The organism is Flavobacterium johnsoniae, from assembly GCF_001879205.1.
GTDB lineage: Bacteria > Bacteroidota > Bacteroidia > Flavobacteriales > Flavobacteriaceae > Flavobacterium > Flavobacterium johnsoniae_A.
This window is the reverse complement of record NZ_MLFK01000009.1, coordinates 599,699-618,832: the sequence shown is the minus strand read 5'-3', so window position 1 is coordinate 618,832 and position 19,134 is coordinate 599,699. Positions and strand designations below refer to the sequence as shown.

Genomic DNA, 19,134 nt, shown 5'->3' with positions numbered 1-19,134 from the left:
ATTTTTTTATCAGCATGTCTGAACAATTAAAATCACAAGAAGAGTTTTTAGCAAATTTTAACTGGCACAACTTCCAAGAAGGAATTGATGCAGTAGATGAGAAAAACTTACAAGAGTTTGAAGAACTAGTATCTAAAACTTTCATCGCTACAGATCAAGAAGAAGTAGTTGAAGGAGTTGTTGTTAGAATTACAGATAGAGACGTTATCGTTGATATCAATGCTAAATCTGAAGGTGTTATTTCTTTAAACGAGTTCCGTTACAACCCAAACTTAAAAGTAGGTGACAAAGTAGAAGTATTAATCGACATCCGTGAGGACAAAACAGGTCAATTAGTATTATCTCACAGAAAAGCACGTACTATCAAATCTTGGGATAGAGTTATTGCAGCTAATGAAACTGGAGAAATCGTTAATGGTTTTGTTAAATGTAGAACTAAAGGAGGTATGATCGTTGACGTATTCGGTATCGAGGCGTTCTTACCAGGATCTCAAATTGACGTTAAGCCAATTAGAGACTACGATGTATATGTAAACAAAATGATGGAATTCAAAGTGGTAAAAATTAACCACGAATTCAAAAACGTTGTTGTATCTCACAAAGCTCTTATCGAAGCTGATATTGAAGTACAGAAAAAAGAAATCATCGGTCAATTACAAAAAGGACAAGTATTAGAAGGTGTTGTTAAAAATATTACTTCTTATGGTGTGTTCATTGACTTAGGTGGTGTTGACGGATTAATTCACATTACTGACCTTTCTTGGAGCAGAATCAACCACCCAAGTGAAGTTCTTGAATTAGACCAAAAATTAAACGTTGTAATCCTTGATTTCGATGATGAGAAAACAAGAATTCAATTAGGATTGAAACAATTAAACGCTCACCCATGGGATGCTTTAGATGCTAATTTAACAATTGGTGATAAAGTTAAAGGTAAAGTAGTTGTAATCGCTGATTACGGTGCATTTATCGAAGTTGCTGAAGGTGTTGAAGGTTTAATCCACGTTTCTGAAATGTCATGGTCAACTCATTTACGTTCTGCACAGGATTTCGTAAAAGTTGGAGATGTTGTTGAAGCTGTTATCTTAACTTTAGATAGAGATGATCGTAAGATGTCATTAGGTATCAAACAATTAACTCAAGATCCATGGACTGATATCACTTCTAAATACCCAGTAGGTTCTAAACATACAGGTATCGTTAGAAACTTTACAAACTTTGGTATTTTCGTAGAATTAGAAGAAGGAATTGATGGATTAATTTACATCTCTGATCTTTCTTGGACTAAGAAAATCAAACACCCATCTGAATTTGTAAATGTTGGTGAAAAACTTGAAGTAGTTGTATTAGAATTAGATGTTGAAGGACGTAAATTATCTTTAGGTCACAAACAAACTACTGCTAATCCTTGGGATCAATACGAAGATTCTTTCGCTGTAGGAACTATCCACAATGGTGAGATTTCTGAAATTGTTGACAAAGGAGCTACTGTAGAATTCGGAGATGATATCGTTGCTTTCATTCCTACTCGCCACCTTGAAAAAGAAGACGGAAAGAAATTGAAAAAAGGTGATACTGCTGATTTCAAAGTAATCGAATTCAACAAAGAATTCAAAAGAGTAGTTGCTTCTCACACTGCTATCTTCCGTGAAGAAGAAGAGAAAAATGTGAAAGCTGCAACTGAAAATACTGCATCTGCATCTACAAACGCACCAGCTGCAACTTTAGGTGATAACAATGACGTATTAGCTGCTCTTAAAGCTAAAATGGAAAAAACTGAGAAAAAATAATTCTTAGATTTTTTATAAATAAAAAGCCTCACAGCAATGTGGGGCTTTTTTGTTTCCAATATTTTTGTATTTAAATTTTAACAAAAAAAGTTGTGTTATTGTCTTAAAAAACTATTTTTGTTTGAAAAATTCTTAAATATGAAGAAACTCTACTTTTTAATTTTATTTTTATGTTTTTATGGCTTGAATGCACAGGTAATTTACTTTGCTGATGCTGAATTTAAAAAAATTTTACTTAAAGCAAGTCCTGATAATACTATTGCTCAGGATAGTAATGGAAATGCGATAACAATTGATTCCAATGGCAATAAAGAAATTGAAGTCAGTGAAGCTTTAAATGTATATAAGCTAAATACATATATGCGTTTAATAGATGGTTTTATTTCAAGCTTATCAGGAATTGAATACTTTGAAAATATAAAAGACCTTAATTGTTCCGGATTTTATAATTCGAACCTTGATCTTACGGCGCTTAAAAATTTAGAGAAATTAGATTGTTCCGAAACTTATCAAATGAAAACTCTAAATATTTCAGGACTTACAAAATTAAAATATTTGGATGTTACACATGACATTAATCTTACAGGTTTAGATTTTTCGGGTGTACCAAATTTAGAATACTTGAATTGCAGCAGACTAGCTTTAATTACTATAGATCTATCACCTTTACAGAACTTAACAGAATTGCAATGTACTTTGAATGGTTTTAAAACTTTAGATTTATCTGGACTAACAAATCTTAAAAAAGTAAATTTATACAGCGGGCAATTAACTAATGTAATACTGAATGGGCTGAGTAAATTGGAATTTTTAGACTGTGGTTCTAACTCATTAACAAGTTTGAATCTTAATGGGTTGACCAGCTTGGAAAAATTAAGTTTTCAATCTAATAGACTGACTAGTATAAACCTTTCAGGATTAACCAAATTGAAAACATTGTATGCAGATTATAATTCTTTGACAAGTATTAATGTTTTGAATTTAAGAGATTTAGAGAGTTTGACTTGTGGTAATAATCCATTAACCTCTTTAGATGTATCTAATCTAACAAAATTAAATACTTTAAGTTGTATTGGAAATTTTTCTACATCTAAATTAGCTCTTTTGAATGTTTCGGGCTGTACAAGTTTGGCTGAAATAAATTGCAGCAGTAATAAGTTTGTAGAATTAAATCTAGGTTACCTTCCGAGCTTAAAAAAATTAAATTGTAGTAGTAATACTTTATTAACTTCTCTAAGCACTACGGGCTTAGAAAACTTAGAGTCATTAAATTGCAGCTCTAGTCCTTTAATAACGCTGGATTTAATAAAAAGCCTGCATTTAAATACTCTTACAGCTTCTTTTACTAAAATAGAACTTTTAGATTTATCGCCATTAAAAGAACTACTTGATGTTAGCCTGACAAGCAATAATGAACTGCATTATTTACTATTAAAAAATGGAAAAACATATAATTCTTATTTTTTAGGAGCACCAAATCTAAAGTATTTATGTGTAGATGAGGAGAATATTAAATATTATCAACAAGTATTAACTCAGAATCAGATAAAGAATTGTGAAATAAATGCGTATTGCAGCTTTGTTTCGGGTAAAGAGAATTTTATCATCAAAGGAGCTAATATGTATAATGTAGATAACAAAGGATGTACGGCAGATAGTTTATTGTTTTCAAATATAAAATATACAGTTACGAATGGGAGTAAGATTAATAACTTTTATTCAACAAAAGAAGGTTCTTACGCGATAGCGGCACAAGAAGGCACAATAACAGTTAAGCCTAGTATTGAAAACCCTAATTATTTTATAATTTCTCCTTCTTCTGTTAATGTTACTTTTCCTGCGCAAAGCAGCCCTTTTACACAAGATTTTTGTATTTCTGCAAATGGAACACATCAGGATTTAGAAATATCATTAATTCCTTTAGAAGCAGCAAGACCTGGATTTGATGTTAAGTATAAAATTGTTTATAAAAATAAAGGAAATATAATACAATCAGGATCGCTTGATCTAATTTTTGATGACAGTGTTTTAGATCTTATTGAAGCAATTCCGCTGGTTTCGACTCAGGCAACTAATAAATTATCATGGAATTTTACCAATTTAAAACCATTTGAGAGCAAAGAAATATTGTTTACCATGAATATTAATTCTCCAATGGAGATTCCGGCCGTAAATAATGGTGATATTCTAAAATTTATATCAAAAATTAATTCTAGCGGCACAGACGAAATGCCTCTGGATAATTCATTTAGCTTAAATCAAACTGTTGTTGGTTCTTATGATCCAAATGATAAAACCTGCTTAGAAGGAACAGTTATTACGCCAGGTTTAATAGGGGAGTATGTCCATTATATGATTCGTTTTGAAAATACAGGAACATATCCGGCACAAAACATTGTGGTGAAAGACATGATCGATCTAAATAAATTTGATATTACAACATTAATTCCAACAAGTTCAAGCCATTCCTTTGTAATTAAAATATCAGAAACGAACAAAGTAGAATTTATTTTTGAAGGAATCAATCTCCCTTTTGACGATGCAAATAATGATGGTTATATCGCTTTTAAAATCAAAACAAAACCTACTTTGCGAGTTGGAGATACATTTACGAATGAAGCCAATATTTACTTCGATTACAATTTCCCAATCTTAACCAATAAAGCCGCTTCAACGTTTACAGCACTGGGAACCAAAGATTTTGAGTTCTCTAATTATGTTACGTTGTATCCAAATCCGACAAATAATGTATTGAATATCAATTCTAAGGAAAGTATAGAAATACAGTACATATCAATTTATGATATTTTAGGACAATTGGTTATTGCGGTTCCAAATGCAAAAGCCGTTTCTAGTATAGATGTTTCAAAATTAAACTCAGGTAATTACTTTATAATAATAAAATCAGATAAAGGAAGCTCAAGTACGAAGTTTATCAAAAATTAAAAATATATTTTAAACAGAAAGCCCCGCAATTATTGCGGGGCTTTTTTTATTATAATTTTTTAAAAGTGATATTTTTGCTTGAACTAATTTGAAGCTAGTAATTTTGTTTCTTTAGGAGTAAATTCAGGAACAATAGAGTAAGAGTTTATTCCTGTAATTTTCATCTCGTCTAAAATATCTATCAAATTACCATAAGTAGATTTCTTGCTGGGCTTAATAATAACACTAATTCCTCTTCCAGGTTTTCCTAATGCCGCTGAATATTCAAGCACACTTTTGTTTCTTTTTATCAGCTCTTGACGAATTCCTTCTTTTCCATAACTTGTTTCTTTTGGGGGAATTATTGGCAAATCTAGAAGTCCAGTGTAAGATATTATTTTATTATTATCACCTAATAAAATAGTAACAGACCTATTTTCGCTATAATAAGGCCTACAGTCGCAACATCCATTATCAGGAAAATCTAAATTTAGGTTTTTTGGCTTAGACAATTCACCAACAACCATAAAAAATATAATTAGCAAGAAAGAAACGCTGACCATTGCGGTTAAATCGACTCTTGAGCTTAATTTTCTGCTTCGAACTTTTTTAGGAAGGTTTTGCATAGATTTTGGTTTTGGTTAGAAATTATTTTGATGCTAAAAGATTAGATTCTTCTGGAGTGTATTCTGGTACAATGGCATAAGTGTCAATTTTTGTAATAGCCATTTCATCTAAAATATCTACTAAATTTTTAAAATTAGATTTTTTGCTGGGTTTTATGATTACAATTGGTCCATATTTGGGTTTTCCAATTGCTGCTCCATATTCCAGAATTGTTTTCTTCTTATTAAAAAGTTCCTGACGAATTCCGTTTTTACCATAATCTAATTTCTTAGGCTTTCCTATTGGAGCAAACAAAAGACCAGAATACGTAATTATCTTGTCATTTTCATCGAGTAAAACTGTTATTGTACGGTTATCAGCACGTAAACCACAAACTATTACGTGATTCCATTTTTCATCACAATGTCTTTCTGGTAAACTCAAATCCATAATTTTTGGTTTCGATAATTCTCCAACAACCATAAAAAATATAATTAGCAAGAACGAAACGCTGACCATTGCGGTTAAATCAACTCTTGTATTTAACTTTTTACTTCTTACTTTTTTAGGTAGATTTTCCATAGCGAATGAATTTACATTGAAAGTTAATAATAAATTTAACACAATCAATGGCAGATATTGAAAGTTTTATTAAAAAATAATTATTTTCTTAATGCCTTGTTTTACAGGCTGTTTTAATGATTTTTAAGATTCATATTTAATTATTTTAATCTTCGGCAAAACCAAAACAAATATATCCCCGTAAATGAGCTTATAACTTAAAACATTTATTATGAAAACTAGAAATTTTTTAGCCACAGCAATTTTAGCTTTAACATTCGGATTTACTTCTTATGCTCAAAAAACAGTTATGGTTGGGGGAGCAGCCATGTATCCAAATAAAAATATAATTGAAAATGCCGTTAATTCAAAAGATCATACAACACTTGTTGCAGCTGTAAAAGCGGCAGGCTTAGTTGAAACATTGCAAGGGGCAGGTCCATTTACCGTTTTTGCCCCAACAAACGCAGCTTTTGATAAATTACCAAAAGGTACTGTTGAGTCATTGCTAAAACCTGAAAACAAAAAAACGCTTCAAACGATCTTAACCTATCACGTGGTTGCAGGTAAAATGAATGCTTCTGACATTGCAACAGCAATAAAAGATGGAAAAGGTAAAGCAACTCTAAAAACAGTGAGTGGCGGTACTCTGACAGCCTGGATGAAAGGAAAAGATTTATATATCACAGACGAAAACGGAAATAAATCAAAAGTTACAATTGCTGATGTGAATCAGTCAAATGGTGTAATTCATGTTGTTGATGCTGTTTTACTGTCAAAGAAATAAAGATCTCCAAAAACAGAATGCCTACAATGAAGAAGCCTTGCAGTTTTATGCGGGGCTTTTTTTATTTCTTAGCCGTTAAAGTACTTCCTGCCGAAGCAATTATAACACAGATGACAGCTAAAATTTCATAAAAATTCAAACTTTCCTGAAGAAAAATAAATGCGCAAATAGAAGCCGCGGCAGGTTCTAAACTCATTAAGATACTAAAGGTTCGGGGAGGAAGCTGACCGAGCGCTTTCATTTCTAACGTAAACGGAATCGCACTGGATAAAAGAGCAAGCGCAACGCCCATTCCGAATAGTTTTGGAGTTAGATTAGTGAGTCCGTTTTCAAAAAATCCAAATGGCAGAATTAAGATGGCTGCAAATAACATTCCGGTTGAAACGGCCTGTCCTCCATTCATTATTTTAGATATTTTCCCGCCTAAAACAATATAAGCAGCCCAGAGTGCGCCCGCTAAAAGTGCAAATATAACGCCCAGAATATCCAAACGATCGTTTGTCCAGGGAGCAATTAAAATAATTCCTAAGGCAGCCAGTAAAACCCAGCAGTAATCAATTAAACGTTTTGAGCCGATAATAGCCACTAGTAATGGACCGATGAATTCTAAAGTAACAGCCAAGCCAATATGAATTCTTTCAATGGCGAGATAAAAAATTAAATTCATAGCTCCTAATGCCATGCCATAAGGAATTACAATTTTCCATTGGTCTGCTCTAATGGCTTTTAAATTAGGTCTGTAGGCTAATAATAAAATGACTGCAGAAACGCCAATACGCATTGATGCAGTTCCTGCCGCTCCAATTGCAGGGAAAAGAGTTTTTGCAATCGCTGCACCGCATTGTACACTTATAATGGCTAATAATACCGCCGAAACGGGAGGGAGGTTAATTTCTTTGTTTTTCATAAAAATAATATTGCAGAAAATAAAGGATTATCTTCTGCTGCATAAAACAAAATGTATATTAATGACTATCCTAAAGCCCGTTTAGTAACATAAGCGCGATAACCAATAATAGCCATTTGCCATTTTTTTGCTTTCGAAATGTCTAAGCCTTGTTTTGTAAAACTTGGCAGAAGAATTTTATTTAGTTTGGCTAAAATTTTATACATGGCAAATTTGTTTTTTCAAAGATATAAAAAAAGAAAAAGGCATTCAATATAATACGCAGAAACTAACTCCTGATACATTTCGCTTAAGCGGTGACGGTAAATTTTGCAATAAAAAAACCAGTGCATCTAGTACACTGGTTTGATATTTAAGAGGATTTGAAAAAAATAAACTACGAACGTTTATTCTCTTTTTCAATTTTCATCATTTGTTTTTCTTGTTCTTTCATCGTTTTTTCAAAGACTTTCATTTCCTTTTCAAATTGTTCCATTTTCTTTTCGAAATCTGGTCCTAATTGCTGGTCGATATACGCGCTGTATTTATCCATTTCTTCTCCAAATTTTTCCATCGCTATGTCGTACTTGTCCATTTCTGGTTGTAAAGCTTCCATTTTTTTGTCAAACTCTTCCATTTCTTTTTCAAATTTTGCCATAGATACTTTATTTTTCATATTTTTTGGCATAACCGGAGCCTTTGGCATTTTTGGCATATCAATAGGGCATACCGGCGGTTTAGGCGCATCAATTAGTGCTGGTACTGCGGGTGGTGAAGGCGGAGTTGGAGCCGCTGCCATATCAGGATTATTAAATTCTCTAACCTGTACTACACGGTTTTGAATCGCGATTGGTTTGTCAATTCCTCCATTGGTAACGATGTCAATTTTTTTAGAACCGTTATCAGCGGTAGAAACTATAATACCACAGTCTTTAATAGCTTTATTTCCTTCTATCTGAATGGTTTGATTTTCCTCATTTCCTTTTTTGACATCAATTTTAATGGCTGTTAATTCATCTTTTGAATTTCTTTTCACATCAGATATCACGACATCAACATCATGATTTTTCTTTAGCTTTCCGGCCATCTCTTTTAATTGCTGATCGGTTGTACTTTTCTTGATTTTGAATACATCAACAGAATCAGCGGGTTCAATAACTTCCTGGGCAGCTTTCTTTTCTTTTTCTTGTGCAATAGTTTTTATTTGAAATAAAAGAACAAAAGTTACCAATGCCGGAAGCACAGCATAATACTTCCAATAGTTTCTTTTTTTTGATTGATTTTTGTTTAACATGACAATTCGTTTTTTGATTAATGATTGATAAAAATGATTGGTGATTGCAACACAAGTTTCATGTGTTGTGATTTTTAAAAGCGTGTATTGATATGCTTTTTTGTCTGAAATTTTTTTAGCAGCTTCGCTATCGGCGATGAACTCCAGATTTTGAAGAATCGCTTTTTTATACAGCCATATTAATGGGTTGAACCAGAATAAAATACAGAAGATTCTTGAAATTATCACATCAATAGTATGATGCTGGTCGCTGTGCACTTTTTCATGCTCCAAAATGCTTTCTAATTCCTTTTCACTGTACATTGATGAGTTGTACACGATATAATCAAAATAAGAAAACGGCGCAATATTTTCATTTACATCCACAAACTTGAAATCAGCCTGCTGTTCTATTTTTTTTCCTTTTAAAACGGAATTTAGACTATAAAAATCGATTCCGAATTTTATCATAAAAGCAGTAAAACCAAGGGCGTAAACAGCGAGCGAAACTAAGTACCAGTTTATTTCCAAAGATTCTTCGGGTGTTGTAAAATGCTGCTTATGATTTGGCAAATAATGATAGTTTGTCATCGGCAGATATGAAACAGGAGCCGGATCAATCCAGATTACTTTTGTATAAACAACTAAAGGCAGTATTACCGAGGTTACTAAGCCAGCCAGTAAAAACCATCTGCTGCTGGTGAAGAAAGTTTCTTTTCGCAGTAAAAAAAAGTAAGCGAAATAGAACAAAGCGATTAAACCACTTGATTTGATGATAAAAATGAAAAGTGCTTCCATAATGATTAGTTGGCTTCTATTGGATTTTCAATCATAGCCAGGATTTCGCGTAATTCTGCTGCTGAGATTTTTTCCTCTTTGGCAAAAAATGAAACCATATTTTTATAAGAGCTGTTGAAATAATTATCAATTGCTGTATTCATATACTTTTTGCTGTAAGCTTCTAAGCTTACAGCAGGAAAGTATTGATAAGTGTTTCCAAAAGCATTATGCGCCACAAAACCTTTTTCTTCCAGATTTCGAACAATTGTTGAAAGTGTGTTATAATGCGGCTGGTCTTCAGTAATTTCTGCCTGAATTTCTTTTACAAAAGCTTTTTTGAGCTTCCATAAAATGTGCATTATTTCTTCTTCTTTATTGGTTAGTTTTTGCATTTTTTTGGTTTTTAGATTAAAGGCAGTTAATCGCGTGTTTTGATTTCAATAACACCATTTGCACCACGATCACCATATTTAGCTTCGGCGTTAGTACCAGTATAAACACTTACGCTTTTTATTTCACGAGGGTCAATCTCTTCAATATCAAAAGAACCAGGCATTTCAGTACCGTCAACAATGATAAGCTGAGAACCTGCTTTTACTTTAGTTTTGCTTGATTTTAAAATTGTAACTCCATTTGCAGTAACTGTTTTATTATCACTATTTACTGTTACAGTAGTGCTAATATTTGTGTCACTATTAGTATTAGTTTTTGTACTAACATTAGAATAAGTGTTGTCATTGGTATTTACTTTTGTTTTTAGTTTTTTGCTGGTTACGATTTTAGGGCTTTTTTCTGTTTTGGTATTAGTTGTTTCATCAGAAGTCTGAATACCAATTTTTTGAGTACCGTCTTTTTGTGTTGTAACAATTATACCAAAATCTTTGATTGTTTGATCTCCGGCTGTTTGAATAGATTGTGCCTGCTGATTTCCATTTTTAAGATCAATTTTTATTGACGTTAAATTGTTATCAGAATTTCTTTTTACATCAGAGATTTCAAAATCAATATTATGATCTTTTTTTAAATTCTCTTTGATTAAATTTAATTCTGCATCTGTAGAATTTTTATTGATTTTGTAAACATGTACAGATTTAATGTCGCCTGAAACTTCTTTTAAACTCTGCTGCTTTTCTTTTGCAATAACTTCAACTTGAAATAATAATACAAATGCAGCTAGTGCCGGAACTACAACACAATACTTTACTAGATTCCTCTTTTTTGATTGATTTTTGTTTAACATGACAATTCGTTTTTTGATTAATGATTGATAAAAATGATTGGTAATGGCAACACAGCTTTCATGTGTTGTTATTTTTAAAAGCGTGTATTGATACGCTTTTTTGTCAGATAATTTTTTAGCTGCTTCTTTGTCTGCGATGAATTCTAAATTTTGGGCAATAGCTTTTTTGTAAAGCCAGACAACCGGATTGAACCAAAAAAGCATACAAAAAGCACGGGAAATTAAAACATCTACAGTATGATTCTGGTCGCTGTGTACTTTTTCATGTTCAATAATATTTTCTAATTCAGAGGCCGTATACATTGATGAGTTGTATACGATATACTCAAAATAAGAAAAAGGAGCAATGTTTTCGTTTGTATCGATAAATTTAAAGTCGGCCTGCTGCTGGATCTTTTTTCCTTTTAAAACCGAATTTAAACTGTAAAAATCCATGGCAAATTTTATCAAAAGAACCAAAAGTCCAATAATATAAATAGAAAGAAGTACGTAGAACCAATTGATTTCAAAAGATTTATTTTCAGAATTTTGAAGAGATTCAATTGGACTTAAACTTAAATTGGAAGCTAAATCCGGATTTACCCAAACCACTTTTTTATAAACTGCAAACGGCAGAACAACGGAAGTAATAAGACCAATAAGTAAAAACCATCTGTTACTGTTGAAAAAGGTTTCTTTTCGAAGTAAAAAATAATAAGCACAATAAAATAAAATAATCAACCCGGCCGATTTTGCGATATAAATAAATAGTGCTTCCATAACAATTATTTTTCTTCTTTAGGATTCTCGATCATGTCCAGGATTTCTCTTAATTCAGCCGCAGATATTTTTTCTTCTTTGGCAAAAAACGAAACCATATTCTTATACGAGCTGTTGAAATAATTATCAATGGCCGTTTTCATGTATTTTTTGCTGTAGGCTTCAAGGGTAACAATTGGATAATATTGATGTGTATTGCCAAAGGCGTTATGCGCTACAAAACCTTTTTCCTCCAGATTTCGAACAATTGTCGAAAGCGTGTTATAATGCGGCTGGTCTTCAGTTATCTCTGCCTGAATTTCTTTTACGAATGCTTTTTTAAGTTTCCATAAAATCTGCATTATCTCTTCTTCTTTGTTGGTTAACTTTTGCATGTTTTCTAATTTTAATTCAAACCTACAACTATTTTTTTAGTTACGCAACTATAAATATAGTTATTTAACTAAGTTTTTAGTTTTAAGATGAGTTTAAAGCATAGAAAATGAATCCAGAATCAAAATTAATGATTTGAATTACAATGTCTTACGATAGGAGGTTAGATTTATTTATTTTTCTCTAAATGCAAAGCTTTTTTGATCCAAAGACAGCATAGTGTAGCAAAGATTCCGATACAGGCCATAAAAAACCAGTTGATTTGATACCCAAAATCGGAGATAATTTCAAAGCCAACTTTTGAACTTATAATATGTGCCAAGCTAAAGCTCATTGTGTACAATGCCATATAACGGCCTTCCTGACCACGTGGAGCACGGCTTAGTGCAAAAGCATTCGAAAAAGGAAAGGTGAGTATTTCTCCAATTGAAATACAAATCATGGAAATAACCAGGATTCCTGCCCAAATATTGATTAACAGTAAAAGAAAGCTAATAGCCATTACAAGTGAACCTATAATAATGATTTTGATTTTCGGGAAACCTTTTCTTTCCATAAAACCAACCGTTGGCATTTCGAGAGCAAAAATCAAAAGCCCGTTTAGAGTCATTAAAAGACCGGTTTGTAATTCGCTTAATCCGTATTTTTCGTTATGATATAGTGGTAAGGTTGTAAAAAGCTGAAAGAATATCATAGCCGTTACAAAACTTACAAATAAGAAAACCCAGAATATTTTGTCATGAAAAACCGATTTTGTATCAGAAGCGCTTTCTGATTTATCATGGTGTTCGACTTTTTTCTTCTCTTTAACTAATAAAGCGAAAATTGAAATTGAAATTATACAAGAAGCACCATCAACCCAGAAAAGGCCGGAATATCCCATTCCCATAATAATTAAACCTCCCAATGCGGGTCCGGCGGCAAAACCTAAATTTACGGCAAGACGCACAAGTGTTAACGCACGTGTTCTGTTTTCGGGTTTAGCATAGGCGCCCAAAGACACAAACATTGCAGGGCGAAACATATCGGCAATAACCATTAAGAAAAACATAGCTATGCAGAGTCCCCAAAATGTGGTTACATATTGAATAAAGAAAAGTGAAATACCGCTTGTAAACAAACTAAAAATCATGATTTTGTAAAACCCAATTTTATCAGAAAGTTTACCACCCAGCCAGGAACCCAGCATAGAACCCAAACCAAAAGAAACCATAATCCATCCAACCTGATTATAAGTAAATTGAAGGTCTTCTTTTAAATATTTTGATAAAAAGGGCAGTACCATTGTACCGGCTCGGTTTATAAAAGTAACTAAAGTAAGTATCCAAATTTCTCTTGAAAATCCCTTAAAATTGTTGATGTAGTGACCGAAAGCAGTTTTGAGCATTATAATTGTCGTATTTACCACAAAGTTAGGAAACTTTGTCACTTACAACGGTTGTTGCTTTGTTACTTTTAAACTATTTTTGCAGAAAATTTCTAAGATGAAAAATATTGCAGTCCTTGTTTTATTACTTGGTTTTAATTTTGGCTTCAGCCAAAAGAAATTCAGCCAAAGTGATGCAGAAAAATTTCAGAAGCAGATTAATTCAGAATATGCTGATGCTAAGACAAGTCCGTTAATGGAAGAAGATTTAAAGACTTTTAAAACTTTAGATTTTTATCCCATCAGCGAGAAATATTTTGTGAATGCAAAATTTGAAAAAGCAAAGAATGAGAAAGTTTTCGAAATGAAAACAACGGGAACAAGAACGCCAAAATATATCAAATACGGAACTATATATTTTACACTGGATGGTATAGAAATGCAATTGAATGTTTACAGAAGTATTGAACTTTCTAAGCAAAAAGAATACAAAGATCATTTGTTTCTGCCTTTCTCTGATTTAACCTGTGGAAAAGAAAGCTACATAGGCGGCAGATACATCGATCTAAAAATCCCGAAAGGAGATACAATGGCTATCGATTTTAATCAGGCCTATAATCCGTATTGTGCATACAACCATAAATATTCTTGCCCGCTTGTGCCTTTAGAAAATGATTTAAAAGTAGAAATTAAAGCTGGTGTGAAAACGTTTCATTAATGGAGTTCTTTAATTTTCATACCCATCAATTTACAAATCAGTCTAATATACTAGAATTGGTGAATCAATATCCAAAGGAGTTTGATTCATCTATTCCGTTTTATTCAATCGGCATTCATCCCTGGTATATTAAAGTAGATCAAATTGATTTAGAATTGAAAATTATCGAAGAGAAACTGCAAACTAAAAATTGTCTAGCTATTGGCGAATGCGGCTTAGATAAACGAATAGAAGTTCCAATGGAGCAGCAAATTATAGTTTTTGAAAAACAATTGGCTTTGGCCGAAAAATATAAGAAACCTGTTGTAATTCATTGTGTCGCTGCTTTTCAGGAAATCACGGCAATTAAAAAGAAGTTAAAAACTTCTGTCCCTATGATTATTCACGGTTTTTCAAAAAACAAGCAGCTTGCAGAACAATTAATTAAAGACGGATTTTATCTTTCATTTGGAAAATATCTATTAAAGAATCCAGATTTAAAAACGGTTTTTCAGAATATTCCAAATGATCGTTTTTTTCTTGAAACCGATACAATTGAAGAAAATATTGAACAAGTTTATCAAATAGCATCAAGATATAAAAGTATAACAATAAAAGAATTACAAGATATTATTTCAAGTAATTATAAAAATGTGTTTGAAGTAAAGTGAAGTGAAGTAGAAGGGCTTCGACTACGCTCAGCCTGACAACCTGAAACTTGAAACCTGAAAAACCTGAAACAAAAAAATAAATACTAAAAACAAATAAAAAATATATGGCAGAGTGGACAGAAAGAGCCGAGCTTTTATTTACAAAAGAAGGATTAGAAAACTTGCGTAATGCAAATGTTTTGGTAGTTGGTTTAGGAGGCGTTGGCTCGTTTGCTGCTGAATTTTTAGCAAGAGCAGGAGTAGGAAATATGACAATTGTGGATGGAGACGTTGTGGATATTACTAATATTAACCGACAATTGCCGGCTTTGCATTCTACAGTTGGTGAACCAAAAATTAAAATTGTAGGTGATCGTTTAATGGATATTAATCCGGAATTAAAACTTACACGTGTTCAGGAATTTTTATCGCCGGAAAGAGCATTTGAAATCGTTTCTCCAGAGTTTGATTATGTTTTAGATTGCATCGATAGTATTACGCCGAAATTAAATTTAATTATAGCAGCAAAGCGCAAAAGAGTCAAAATAATAAGCAGTATGGGAGCAGGAGGAAAGATGCTGGCTTCTAAAGTGAAAGTGGCCGATATTTCTAAAACGATCAATTGTTATTTTTCAAAAGCAATCCGCAAGAGATTAAAAGCGGTAAAAATCAATAAATTAAAAGTGGTTTTTTCATCTGAAATTCAAAATGAAAACAGCTTGAAATTAACTGACGGTAAAAATTTCAAAAAATCATTCTACGGAACAAACAGCTATATGCCGGGATTATTTGGACTTCACGCTGCTGAAACGGTTATTCGTCACTTATTAAAAAAAGAGTAAATAAAGAGGCTGAGATGCTAAGGTTCTAAGTTGGTAAGTTTTTTTTTGTTTCAGGTTTCATGTTTCATGTTTCGCAACCTAAAACCTGAAACCTGAAACGTCAAACTATAAACTTAGCCCCTTAGAATCTCAGAATCTCAGAACCTCAGAAACTAAAAAAAATGATAAAAACAGTAATTTTTGATATGGACGGTGTAATTGTCGATACAGAACCCGTTCACCGCTATGCGTATTACAAACAATTTTCAGAATTAAACATTGAGGTTTCTGAAGAAATGTATACTTCCTTTACCGGATTTTCTACGCGTAATACATTTCAGTCTCTAAAAGGATTTTTCCCTTCAATTGAGCATGAAGTTGAAGATTTAATTCAAAGAAAAAGAAATATTTTTAATGATGCTTTTGACACCAAAGAAGATTTGTATTTACTTGACGGTGTTGAAGATCTGATCAAGGATTTATACGCAAACGGAATTCAGTTGATTTTGGCTTCTTCGGCATCAAAGGTTACAATTGAGCGTGTCTTTACAAGATTTAATCTTCATCAATATTTTACGGATATTGTAAGCGGAGAAGATTTTCCTCAGTCAAAACCAAATCCGGCTATTTTTATTCATGCGGCTTCATTATCAATTGCTCCTAAAGAGGAATGTATTATTATAGAAGACAGTACAAATGGTGTAAAGGCAGCAAAAGCAGCAGGCATTTATTGTGTTGGTTATAAGAGCGACCATTCGTACCTGCAGGATCTTAGTGATGCTAATATTATTATCCACAATTTCAGCGAATTAAATGCTGAAAAAATATCACAGCTTAAAGCCTGAATTATATAAAATTTAACATTTGTTCGGTAATTGAATTTGTAAATTTGAAGAAAACAAATAAACTCATATAATGAAAAAACTACTTATTGCACTAGCCATTATTTTGGCCCCTTTTGCTGTTGAAGCACAAGTAAAAACGCCGCAAGCGAGTCCAAAAGCATATATTAAACAAACAGTTGGTTTAACTGACGTTGAAGTTACTTATTCAAGACCAGGTGCCAGAGGAAGAGCGGTTTTTGGAAATTTAGTTCCGTTTGGTAAACTTTGGAGAACCGGAGCTAACGAAAATACAATCATTAATTTTAGTGATGATGTGGTTATCGATGGTAAAACTTTGAAAAAAGGAAAATACGCTATTTATACTATTCCTAAAATTGAAAGCTGGGAAGTTATTTTCTACCTTTCTACAGATAACTGGGGATTGCCTGAAAACTGGAACGAATCGTATGTTGTTTTAAAAACAACGGTTAAAGAAAATGCGCTGCCAACTCCGGTTGAGAGTTTTACAATTGGCATTAATGGTTTAGACCCTAATTTTGCTTATTTAGAAATGGCTTGGGAAAATTCTCATGTTGCTTTAAAATTTGAAGTTCCAACTGCTAAAACAGCAACGGCTAGTATTGAAAAAACATTGGCCGGACCAACATGGAATGATTATTTTGCATCTGCTCAGTATTTATTTTCTTCAAACGGAAATATTGAAACAGCAAGAGTTTATGTAGACAAAGCTTTGGATATGAGTACAGAGAAGCCTTATTATGTTTCCAGATTAAAATCTTTAATTCAGGCAAAACAAGGTGATAAAAAAGGAGCGATTGAAACTGCAAAAGCTTCTTTAGCTGCTGCCGAGGCTGCTAACAATCAAGATTACGTAAAAATGAATAAAGATAGTATCTCTGAGTGGAGTAGATAATTCTTTAATTTTTCATATTAAAATATAAATTCCAAAGCTTGCTGAGCTTTGGAATTTTTTTTAGCAAAATATATAGACAGACTTGTCTGTATGTTAAAATAATTATTATATTTGTACATCAATTGTTTCAAGATGCAGCCAAGAGAACGAATTTTAGAAAAGACTTTTATTTTATTTCATAAACAGGGTTATAACGCTACTGGAATTAATCAGATTATTGAGGAAGCGAAAGTAGCAAAGGCTAGTTTTTATCAGCATTTTAAATCAAAAGAAGATTTGTGTGCCGCTTTTTTAAATCAGCGCCATTCTTTTTGGTTTAACGAATTGCTGAAATTTACTTCAGATGCAGAAGATTCAAATTTGAAGGTTCTGAAATCTTTTGACTTTTTGATTTTTATGAACAAAAATGAAAATTTTAGGGGTTGCAGCTTTTTAAATATCCTTTCGGAGATTCCGTCTGATAATATTAAGATACTCAGCGTTATTCAAAATCATAAAAGTGATTTACGAGCTTATTTTAAGGATATTTTAAAAGATGATTTAGTTTCAGATCATGCTTATTTGCTTTTTGAAAGCTGTATAATTGAAAGTCAGCTATTTAAATCAAATCAATTAATAGAACAATCAAAAAAAATAATTCAAACTTTAATTTTAAAATAATGGAACAGAAATTACCATTGCCTCCTTTCACATTAGAAACAGCAATAGAAAAAATTCAACTGGCAGAAGATGCGTGGAACAGCCAGGATCCGGAACGTGTTTCAAAAGCTTACACAATAGACAGCGAATGGAGAAACAGGGATAAATTTGTAAACGGACGCGATGAAATTATTCTTTTCTTAACTGAAAAATGGAAAAAAGAGAAGAATTACAAACTAAAAAAAGAATATTGGGCCCATACTGAAAACAGAATTGCTGTACGTTTTGAATATGAGTATCAAAACCCTGAAGGAATTTGGTTCAGAGCTTACGGAAACGAAAACTGGGAGTTTGACGGTAATGGTTTAATGCAGAAAAGATTTGCGAGTATCAATGATCTTCAAATTTTAGAAGAGGACAGGAAATTCAAATAAAATCCGGAATTTTAAAAACTAGTTCATACTAGGCGGTTCCGGAATTTTGATCTTTCTTTTAATTTTCTTTACAATTAAAAGATAAAAAGTTATGCCTCCTAAAATGATTAGTAAAGCAATCTGAAGCTGTCCTAAACTATTGTTTTTGCTATACATGGCATTGGCACTCGCTAGTTTTGATTTTCCTTCCTGAATTTGAATTTGAGAAAGAGATTCTAACGTTTTTAAGGCTTCGCCGCTTGAAATGGCGATTTTATTCCAGTTTTTATTTTCAACTTGCTTGTTGATCTCTTTACAGGAAAGCAGAAAAGCATCAAAATATTGTTTTTCTTTATTGGTTAAAACAGTTTTGGCGTATAAATCATCTATATCATGAATTACGCTTAAAGTATGGACGATTTCATCTTTTTTGATATTATCGCTCAGATTGAGTTTTTCTGCTTCGGCCTTTATAAAATGAAGTTCTTTAGAATATTGAAAAATATAATGCGCAACCACCAAGCGATCTTTATAAATCGCATTGATGTTTTCGTTTACATTTTTAGAGTTTAAAAGTGTATTAAAGTTTCCCAATAAAATAATGAGCATTACAATCAGCAGTATAAAAGCGGCTTTGGTTTTGTTGCTGTATTTTTTCTGATCTTTCATAATGCTCTGTTTAAGTGGCTTTCTCAAAGATAGAAATTTGTTTAGATTTTACACTATTTTGCAATTTGAAAAACGTAACGGCCTATTTTAATAATCTGTATGAAAGTTCAAAATAAACAATCCATTGAAATGACAAACAGAA

At 32.3% G+C, this 19,134-nt stretch carries 20 protein-coding genes; 10 read left to right on the top strand and 10 right to left on the bottom strand.

Annotated elements, in window-relative coordinates; all coding sequences use genetic code 11:
* The first annotated feature begins 14 nt into the window (after positions 1-14).
* Both rpsA and BKM63_RS18685 read left to right on the top strand, forming a co-directional pair.
* A complete protein-coding gene (gene rpsA, locus BKM63_RS18690) occupies positions 15-1,790 on the top strand; it encodes a 30S ribosomal protein S1 (protein ID WP_071638067.1) in 1,776 nt (591 codons plus the stop codon).
* Between the two features lie 138 nt (positions 1,791-1,928).
* Entirely contained in the window at positions 1,929-4,736 is a 2,808-nt protein-coding gene (locus BKM63_RS18685) for a DUF7619 domain-containing protein (protein WP_071638066.1), read from the top strand.
* Positions 4,737-4,819: 83 nt separating this feature from the next.
* On the opposite strand, the gene BKM63_RS18680 is transcribed toward BKM63_RS18685, so the two are convergent.
* Together BKM63_RS18680 and BKM63_RS18675 are read right to left on the bottom strand one after the other, a co-directional pair.
* Entirely contained in the window at positions 4,820-5,341 is a 522-nt protein-coding gene (locus tag BKM63_RS18680) for an ExbD/TolR family protein (protein WP_071638065.1), read from the bottom strand.
* A gap of 22 nt (positions 5,342-5,363) precedes the next feature.
* The gene (locus BKM63_RS18675) at positions 5,364-5,903 is read right to left on the bottom strand and encodes an ExbD/TolR family protein (protein WP_071638173.1); all 540 of its coding nucleotides are present in this window, start codon (positions 5,901-5,903) and stop codon (positions 5,364-5,366) included.
* A 211-nt stretch (positions 5,904-6,114) separates the two neighbouring features.
* On the opposite strand from BKM63_RS18675, the gene BKM63_RS18670 reads away from it, so the two are divergent.
* The gene (locus BKM63_RS18670) at positions 6,115-6,669 is read left to right on the top strand and encodes a fasciclin domain-containing protein (protein WP_071638064.1); all 555 of its coding nucleotides are present in this window, start codon (positions 6,115-6,117) and stop codon (positions 6,667-6,669) included.
* Positions 6,670-6,730: 61 nt separating this feature from the next.
* Here BKM63_RS18670 and BKM63_RS18665 read toward each other — a convergent pair whose 3' ends face one another.
* The 7 genes from BKM63_RS18665 to BKM63_RS18630 all read right to left on the bottom strand — a co-directional run bounded on the left by BKM63_RS18665 (position 6,731) and on the right by BKM63_RS18630 (position 13,366).
* The gene (locus tag BKM63_RS18665) at positions 6,731-7,576 is read right to left on the bottom strand and encodes an EamA family transporter (protein ID WP_071638063.1); all 846 of its coding nucleotides are present in this window, start codon (positions 7,574-7,576) and stop codon (positions 6,731-6,733) included.
* 65 nt (positions 7,577-7,641) lie between these two features.
* The gene (locus BKM63_RS18660) at positions 7,642-7,782 is read right to left on the bottom strand and encodes a hypothetical protein (protein ID WP_056209078.1); all 141 of its coding nucleotides are present in this window, start codon (positions 7,780-7,782) and stop codon (positions 7,642-7,644) included.
* A gap of 170 nt (positions 7,783-7,952) precedes the next feature.
* A complete protein-coding gene (locus BKM63_RS18650) occupies positions 7,953-9,626 on the bottom strand; it encodes a M56 family metallopeptidase (RefSeq protein WP_071638061.1) in 1,674 nt (557 codons plus the stop codon).
* A 5-nt stretch (positions 9,627-9,631) separates the two neighbouring features.
* Positions 9,632-10,000: a BlaI/MecI/CopY family transcriptional regulator gene (locus tag BKM63_RS18645; protein ID WP_071638060.1), complete on the bottom strand. Its 369-nt coding sequence runs from the start codon at positions 9,998-10,000 to the stop codon at positions 9,632-9,634.
* Between the two features lie 26 nt (positions 10,001-10,026).
* Complete coding sequence (locus BKM63_RS18640) at positions 10,027-11,607, bottom strand: M56 family metallopeptidase (RefSeq protein ID WP_071638059.1); 1,581 nt, start codon at positions 11,605-11,607, stop codon at positions 10,027-10,029.
* A gap of 5 nt (positions 11,608-11,612) precedes the next feature.
* Positions 11,613-11,981 carry a BlaI/MecI/CopY family transcriptional regulator gene (locus BKM63_RS18635; protein WP_071638058.1) on the bottom strand — a complete coding sequence of 123 codons (369 nt, stop codon included), beginning with the start codon at positions 11,979-11,981 and terminating at the stop codon, positions 11,613-11,615.
* A gap of 167 nt (positions 11,982-12,148) precedes the next feature.
* A complete protein-coding gene (locus BKM63_RS18630) occupies positions 12,149-13,366 on the bottom strand; it encodes an MDR family MFS transporter (protein ID WP_071638057.1) in 1,218 nt (405 codons plus the stop codon).
* 97 nt (positions 13,367-13,463) lie between these two features.
* Here BKM63_RS18630 and BKM63_RS18625 point away from each other — a divergent pair, with 97 nt between their 5' ends.
* The 7 genes from BKM63_RS18625 to BKM63_RS18595 all read left to right on the top strand — a co-directional run bounded on the left by BKM63_RS18625 (position 13,464) and on the right by BKM63_RS18595 (position 18,344).
* Positions 13,464-14,063, top strand: coding sequence for a DUF1684 domain-containing protein (locus tag BKM63_RS18625; RefSeq protein WP_071638056.1), 600 nt, complete (start codon positions 13,464-13,466; stop codon positions 14,061-14,063).
* Entirely contained in the window at positions 14,063-14,713 is a 651-nt protein-coding gene (locus tag BKM63_RS18620) for a TatD family hydrolase (protein ID WP_071638055.1), read from the top strand. Before BKM63_RS18625 ends, BKM63_RS18620 begins: the two co-directional genes overlap by 1 nt.
* A 104-nt stretch (positions 14,714-14,817) precedes the next feature.
* Positions 14,818-15,534, top strand: coding sequence for a tRNA threonylcarbamoyladenosine dehydratase (locus tag BKM63_RS18615; RefSeq protein WP_071638054.1), 717 nt, complete (start codon positions 14,818-14,820; stop codon positions 15,532-15,534).
* Between the two features lie 161 nt (positions 15,535-15,695).
* Positions 15,696-16,358 (top strand): HAD family hydrolase, encoded by a 663-nt coding sequence (locus BKM63_RS18610; RefSeq protein ID WP_071638053.1) that lies wholly within the window; start codon positions 15,696-15,698, stop codon positions 16,356-16,358.
* Between the two features lie 70 nt (positions 16,359-16,428).
* Entirely contained in the window at positions 16,429-17,271 is an 843-nt protein-coding gene (locus BKM63_RS18605; RefSeq protein WP_071638052.1) for a DUF2911 domain-containing protein, read from the top strand.
* 132 nt (positions 17,272-17,403) lie between these two features.
* Positions 17,404-17,931: a TetR/AcrR family transcriptional regulator gene (locus BKM63_RS18600; protein WP_071638051.1), complete on the top strand. Its 528-nt coding sequence runs from the start codon at positions 17,404-17,406 to the stop codon at positions 17,929-17,931.
* Positions 17,931-18,344 (top strand): nuclear transport factor 2 family protein, encoded by a 414-nt coding sequence (locus BKM63_RS18595; RefSeq protein ID WP_071638050.1) that lies wholly within the window; start codon positions 17,931-17,933, stop codon positions 18,342-18,344. The genes BKM63_RS18600 and BKM63_RS18595 overlap by 1 nt, the downstream gene beginning before the upstream one ends.
* Before the next feature lie 18 nt (positions 18,345-18,362).
* Here BKM63_RS18595 and BKM63_RS18590 read toward each other — a convergent pair whose 3' ends face one another.
* The gene (locus tag BKM63_RS18590) at positions 18,363-18,992 is read right to left on the bottom strand and encodes an MCP four helix bundle domain-containing protein (protein WP_071638049.1); all 630 of its coding nucleotides are present in this window, start codon (positions 18,990-18,992) and stop codon (positions 18,363-18,365) included.
* Positions 18,993-19,134: the final 142 nt, after the last annotated feature.

Bases quoted from the DNA above. Each gene is read 5' to 3' on its own strand.
- BKM63_RS18680 (WP_071638065.1), bottom strand. From the start codon at position 5,341: ATGCAAAACCTTCCTAAAAAAGTTCGAAGCAGAAAATTAAGCTCAAGA.
- BKM63_RS18650 (WP_071638061.1), bottom strand. From the start codon at position 9,626: ATGGAAGCACTTTTCATTTTTATCATCAAATCAAGTGGTTTAATCGCT.
- BKM63_RS18600 (WP_071638051.1), top strand. From the start codon at position 17,404: ATGCAGCCAAGAGAACGAATTTTAGAAAAGACTTTTATTTTATTTCAT.
- BKM63_RS18675 (WP_071638173.1), bottom strand. From the start codon at position 5,903: ATGGAAAATCTACCTAAAAAAGTAAGAAGTAAAAAGTTAAATACAAGA.
- BKM63_RS18605 (WP_071638052.1), top strand. From the start codon at position 16,429: ATGAAAAAACTACTTATTGCACTAGCCATTATTTTGGCCCCTTTTGCT.
- BKM63_RS18625 (WP_071638056.1), top strand. From the start codon at position 13,464: ATGAAAAATATTGCAGTCCTTGTTTTATTACTTGGTTTTAATTTTGGC.
- BKM63_RS18610 (WP_071638053.1), top strand. From the start codon at position 15,696: ATGATAAAAACAGTAATTTTTGATATGGACGGTGTAATTGTCGATACA.
- BKM63_RS18620 (WP_071638055.1), top strand. From the start codon at position 14,063: ATGGAGTTCTTTAATTTTCATACCCATCAATTTACAAATCAGTCTAAT.
- BKM63_RS18630 (WP_071638057.1), bottom strand. From the start codon at position 13,366: ATGCTCAAAACTGCTTTCGGTCACTACATCAACAATTTTAAGGGATTT.
- rpsA (WP_071638067.1), top strand. From the start codon at position 15: ATGTCTGAACAATTAAAATCACAAGAAGAGTTTTTAGCAAATTTTAAC.
- BKM63_RS18590 (WP_071638049.1), bottom strand. From the start codon at position 18,992: ATGAAAGATCAGAAAAAATACAGCAACAAAACCAAAGCCGCTTTTATA.
- BKM63_RS18635 (WP_071638058.1), bottom strand. From the start codon at position 11,981: ATGCAAAAGTTAACCAACAAAGAAGAAGAGATAATGCAGATTTTATGG.
- BKM63_RS18685 (WP_071638066.1), top strand. From the start codon at position 1,929: ATGAAGAAACTCTACTTTTTAATTTTATTTTTATGTTTTTATGGCTTG.
- BKM63_RS18665 (WP_071638063.1), bottom strand. From the start codon at position 7,576: ATGAAAAACAAAGAAATTAACCTCCCTCCCGTTTCGGCGGTATTATTA.
- BKM63_RS18645 (WP_071638060.1), bottom strand. From the start codon at position 10,000: ATGCAAAAACTAACCAATAAAGAAGAAGAAATAATGCACATTTTATGG.
- BKM63_RS18660 (WP_056209078.1), bottom strand. From the start codon at position 7,782: ATGTATAAAATTTTAGCCAAACTAAATAAAATTCTTCTGCCAAGTTTT.
- BKM63_RS18595 (WP_071638050.1), top strand. From the start codon at position 17,931: ATGGAACAGAAATTACCATTGCCTCCTTTCACATTAGAAACAGCAATA.
- BKM63_RS18615 (WP_071638054.1), top strand. From the start codon at position 14,818: ATGGCAGAGTGGACAGAAAGAGCCGAGCTTTTATTTACAAAAGAAGGA.
- BKM63_RS18670 (WP_071638064.1), top strand. From the start codon at position 6,115: ATGAAAACTAGAAATTTTTTAGCCACAGCAATTTTAGCTTTAACATTC.
- BKM63_RS18640 (WP_071638059.1), bottom strand. From the start codon at position 11,607: ATGGAAGCACTATTTATTTATATCGCAAAATCGGCCGGGTTGATTATT.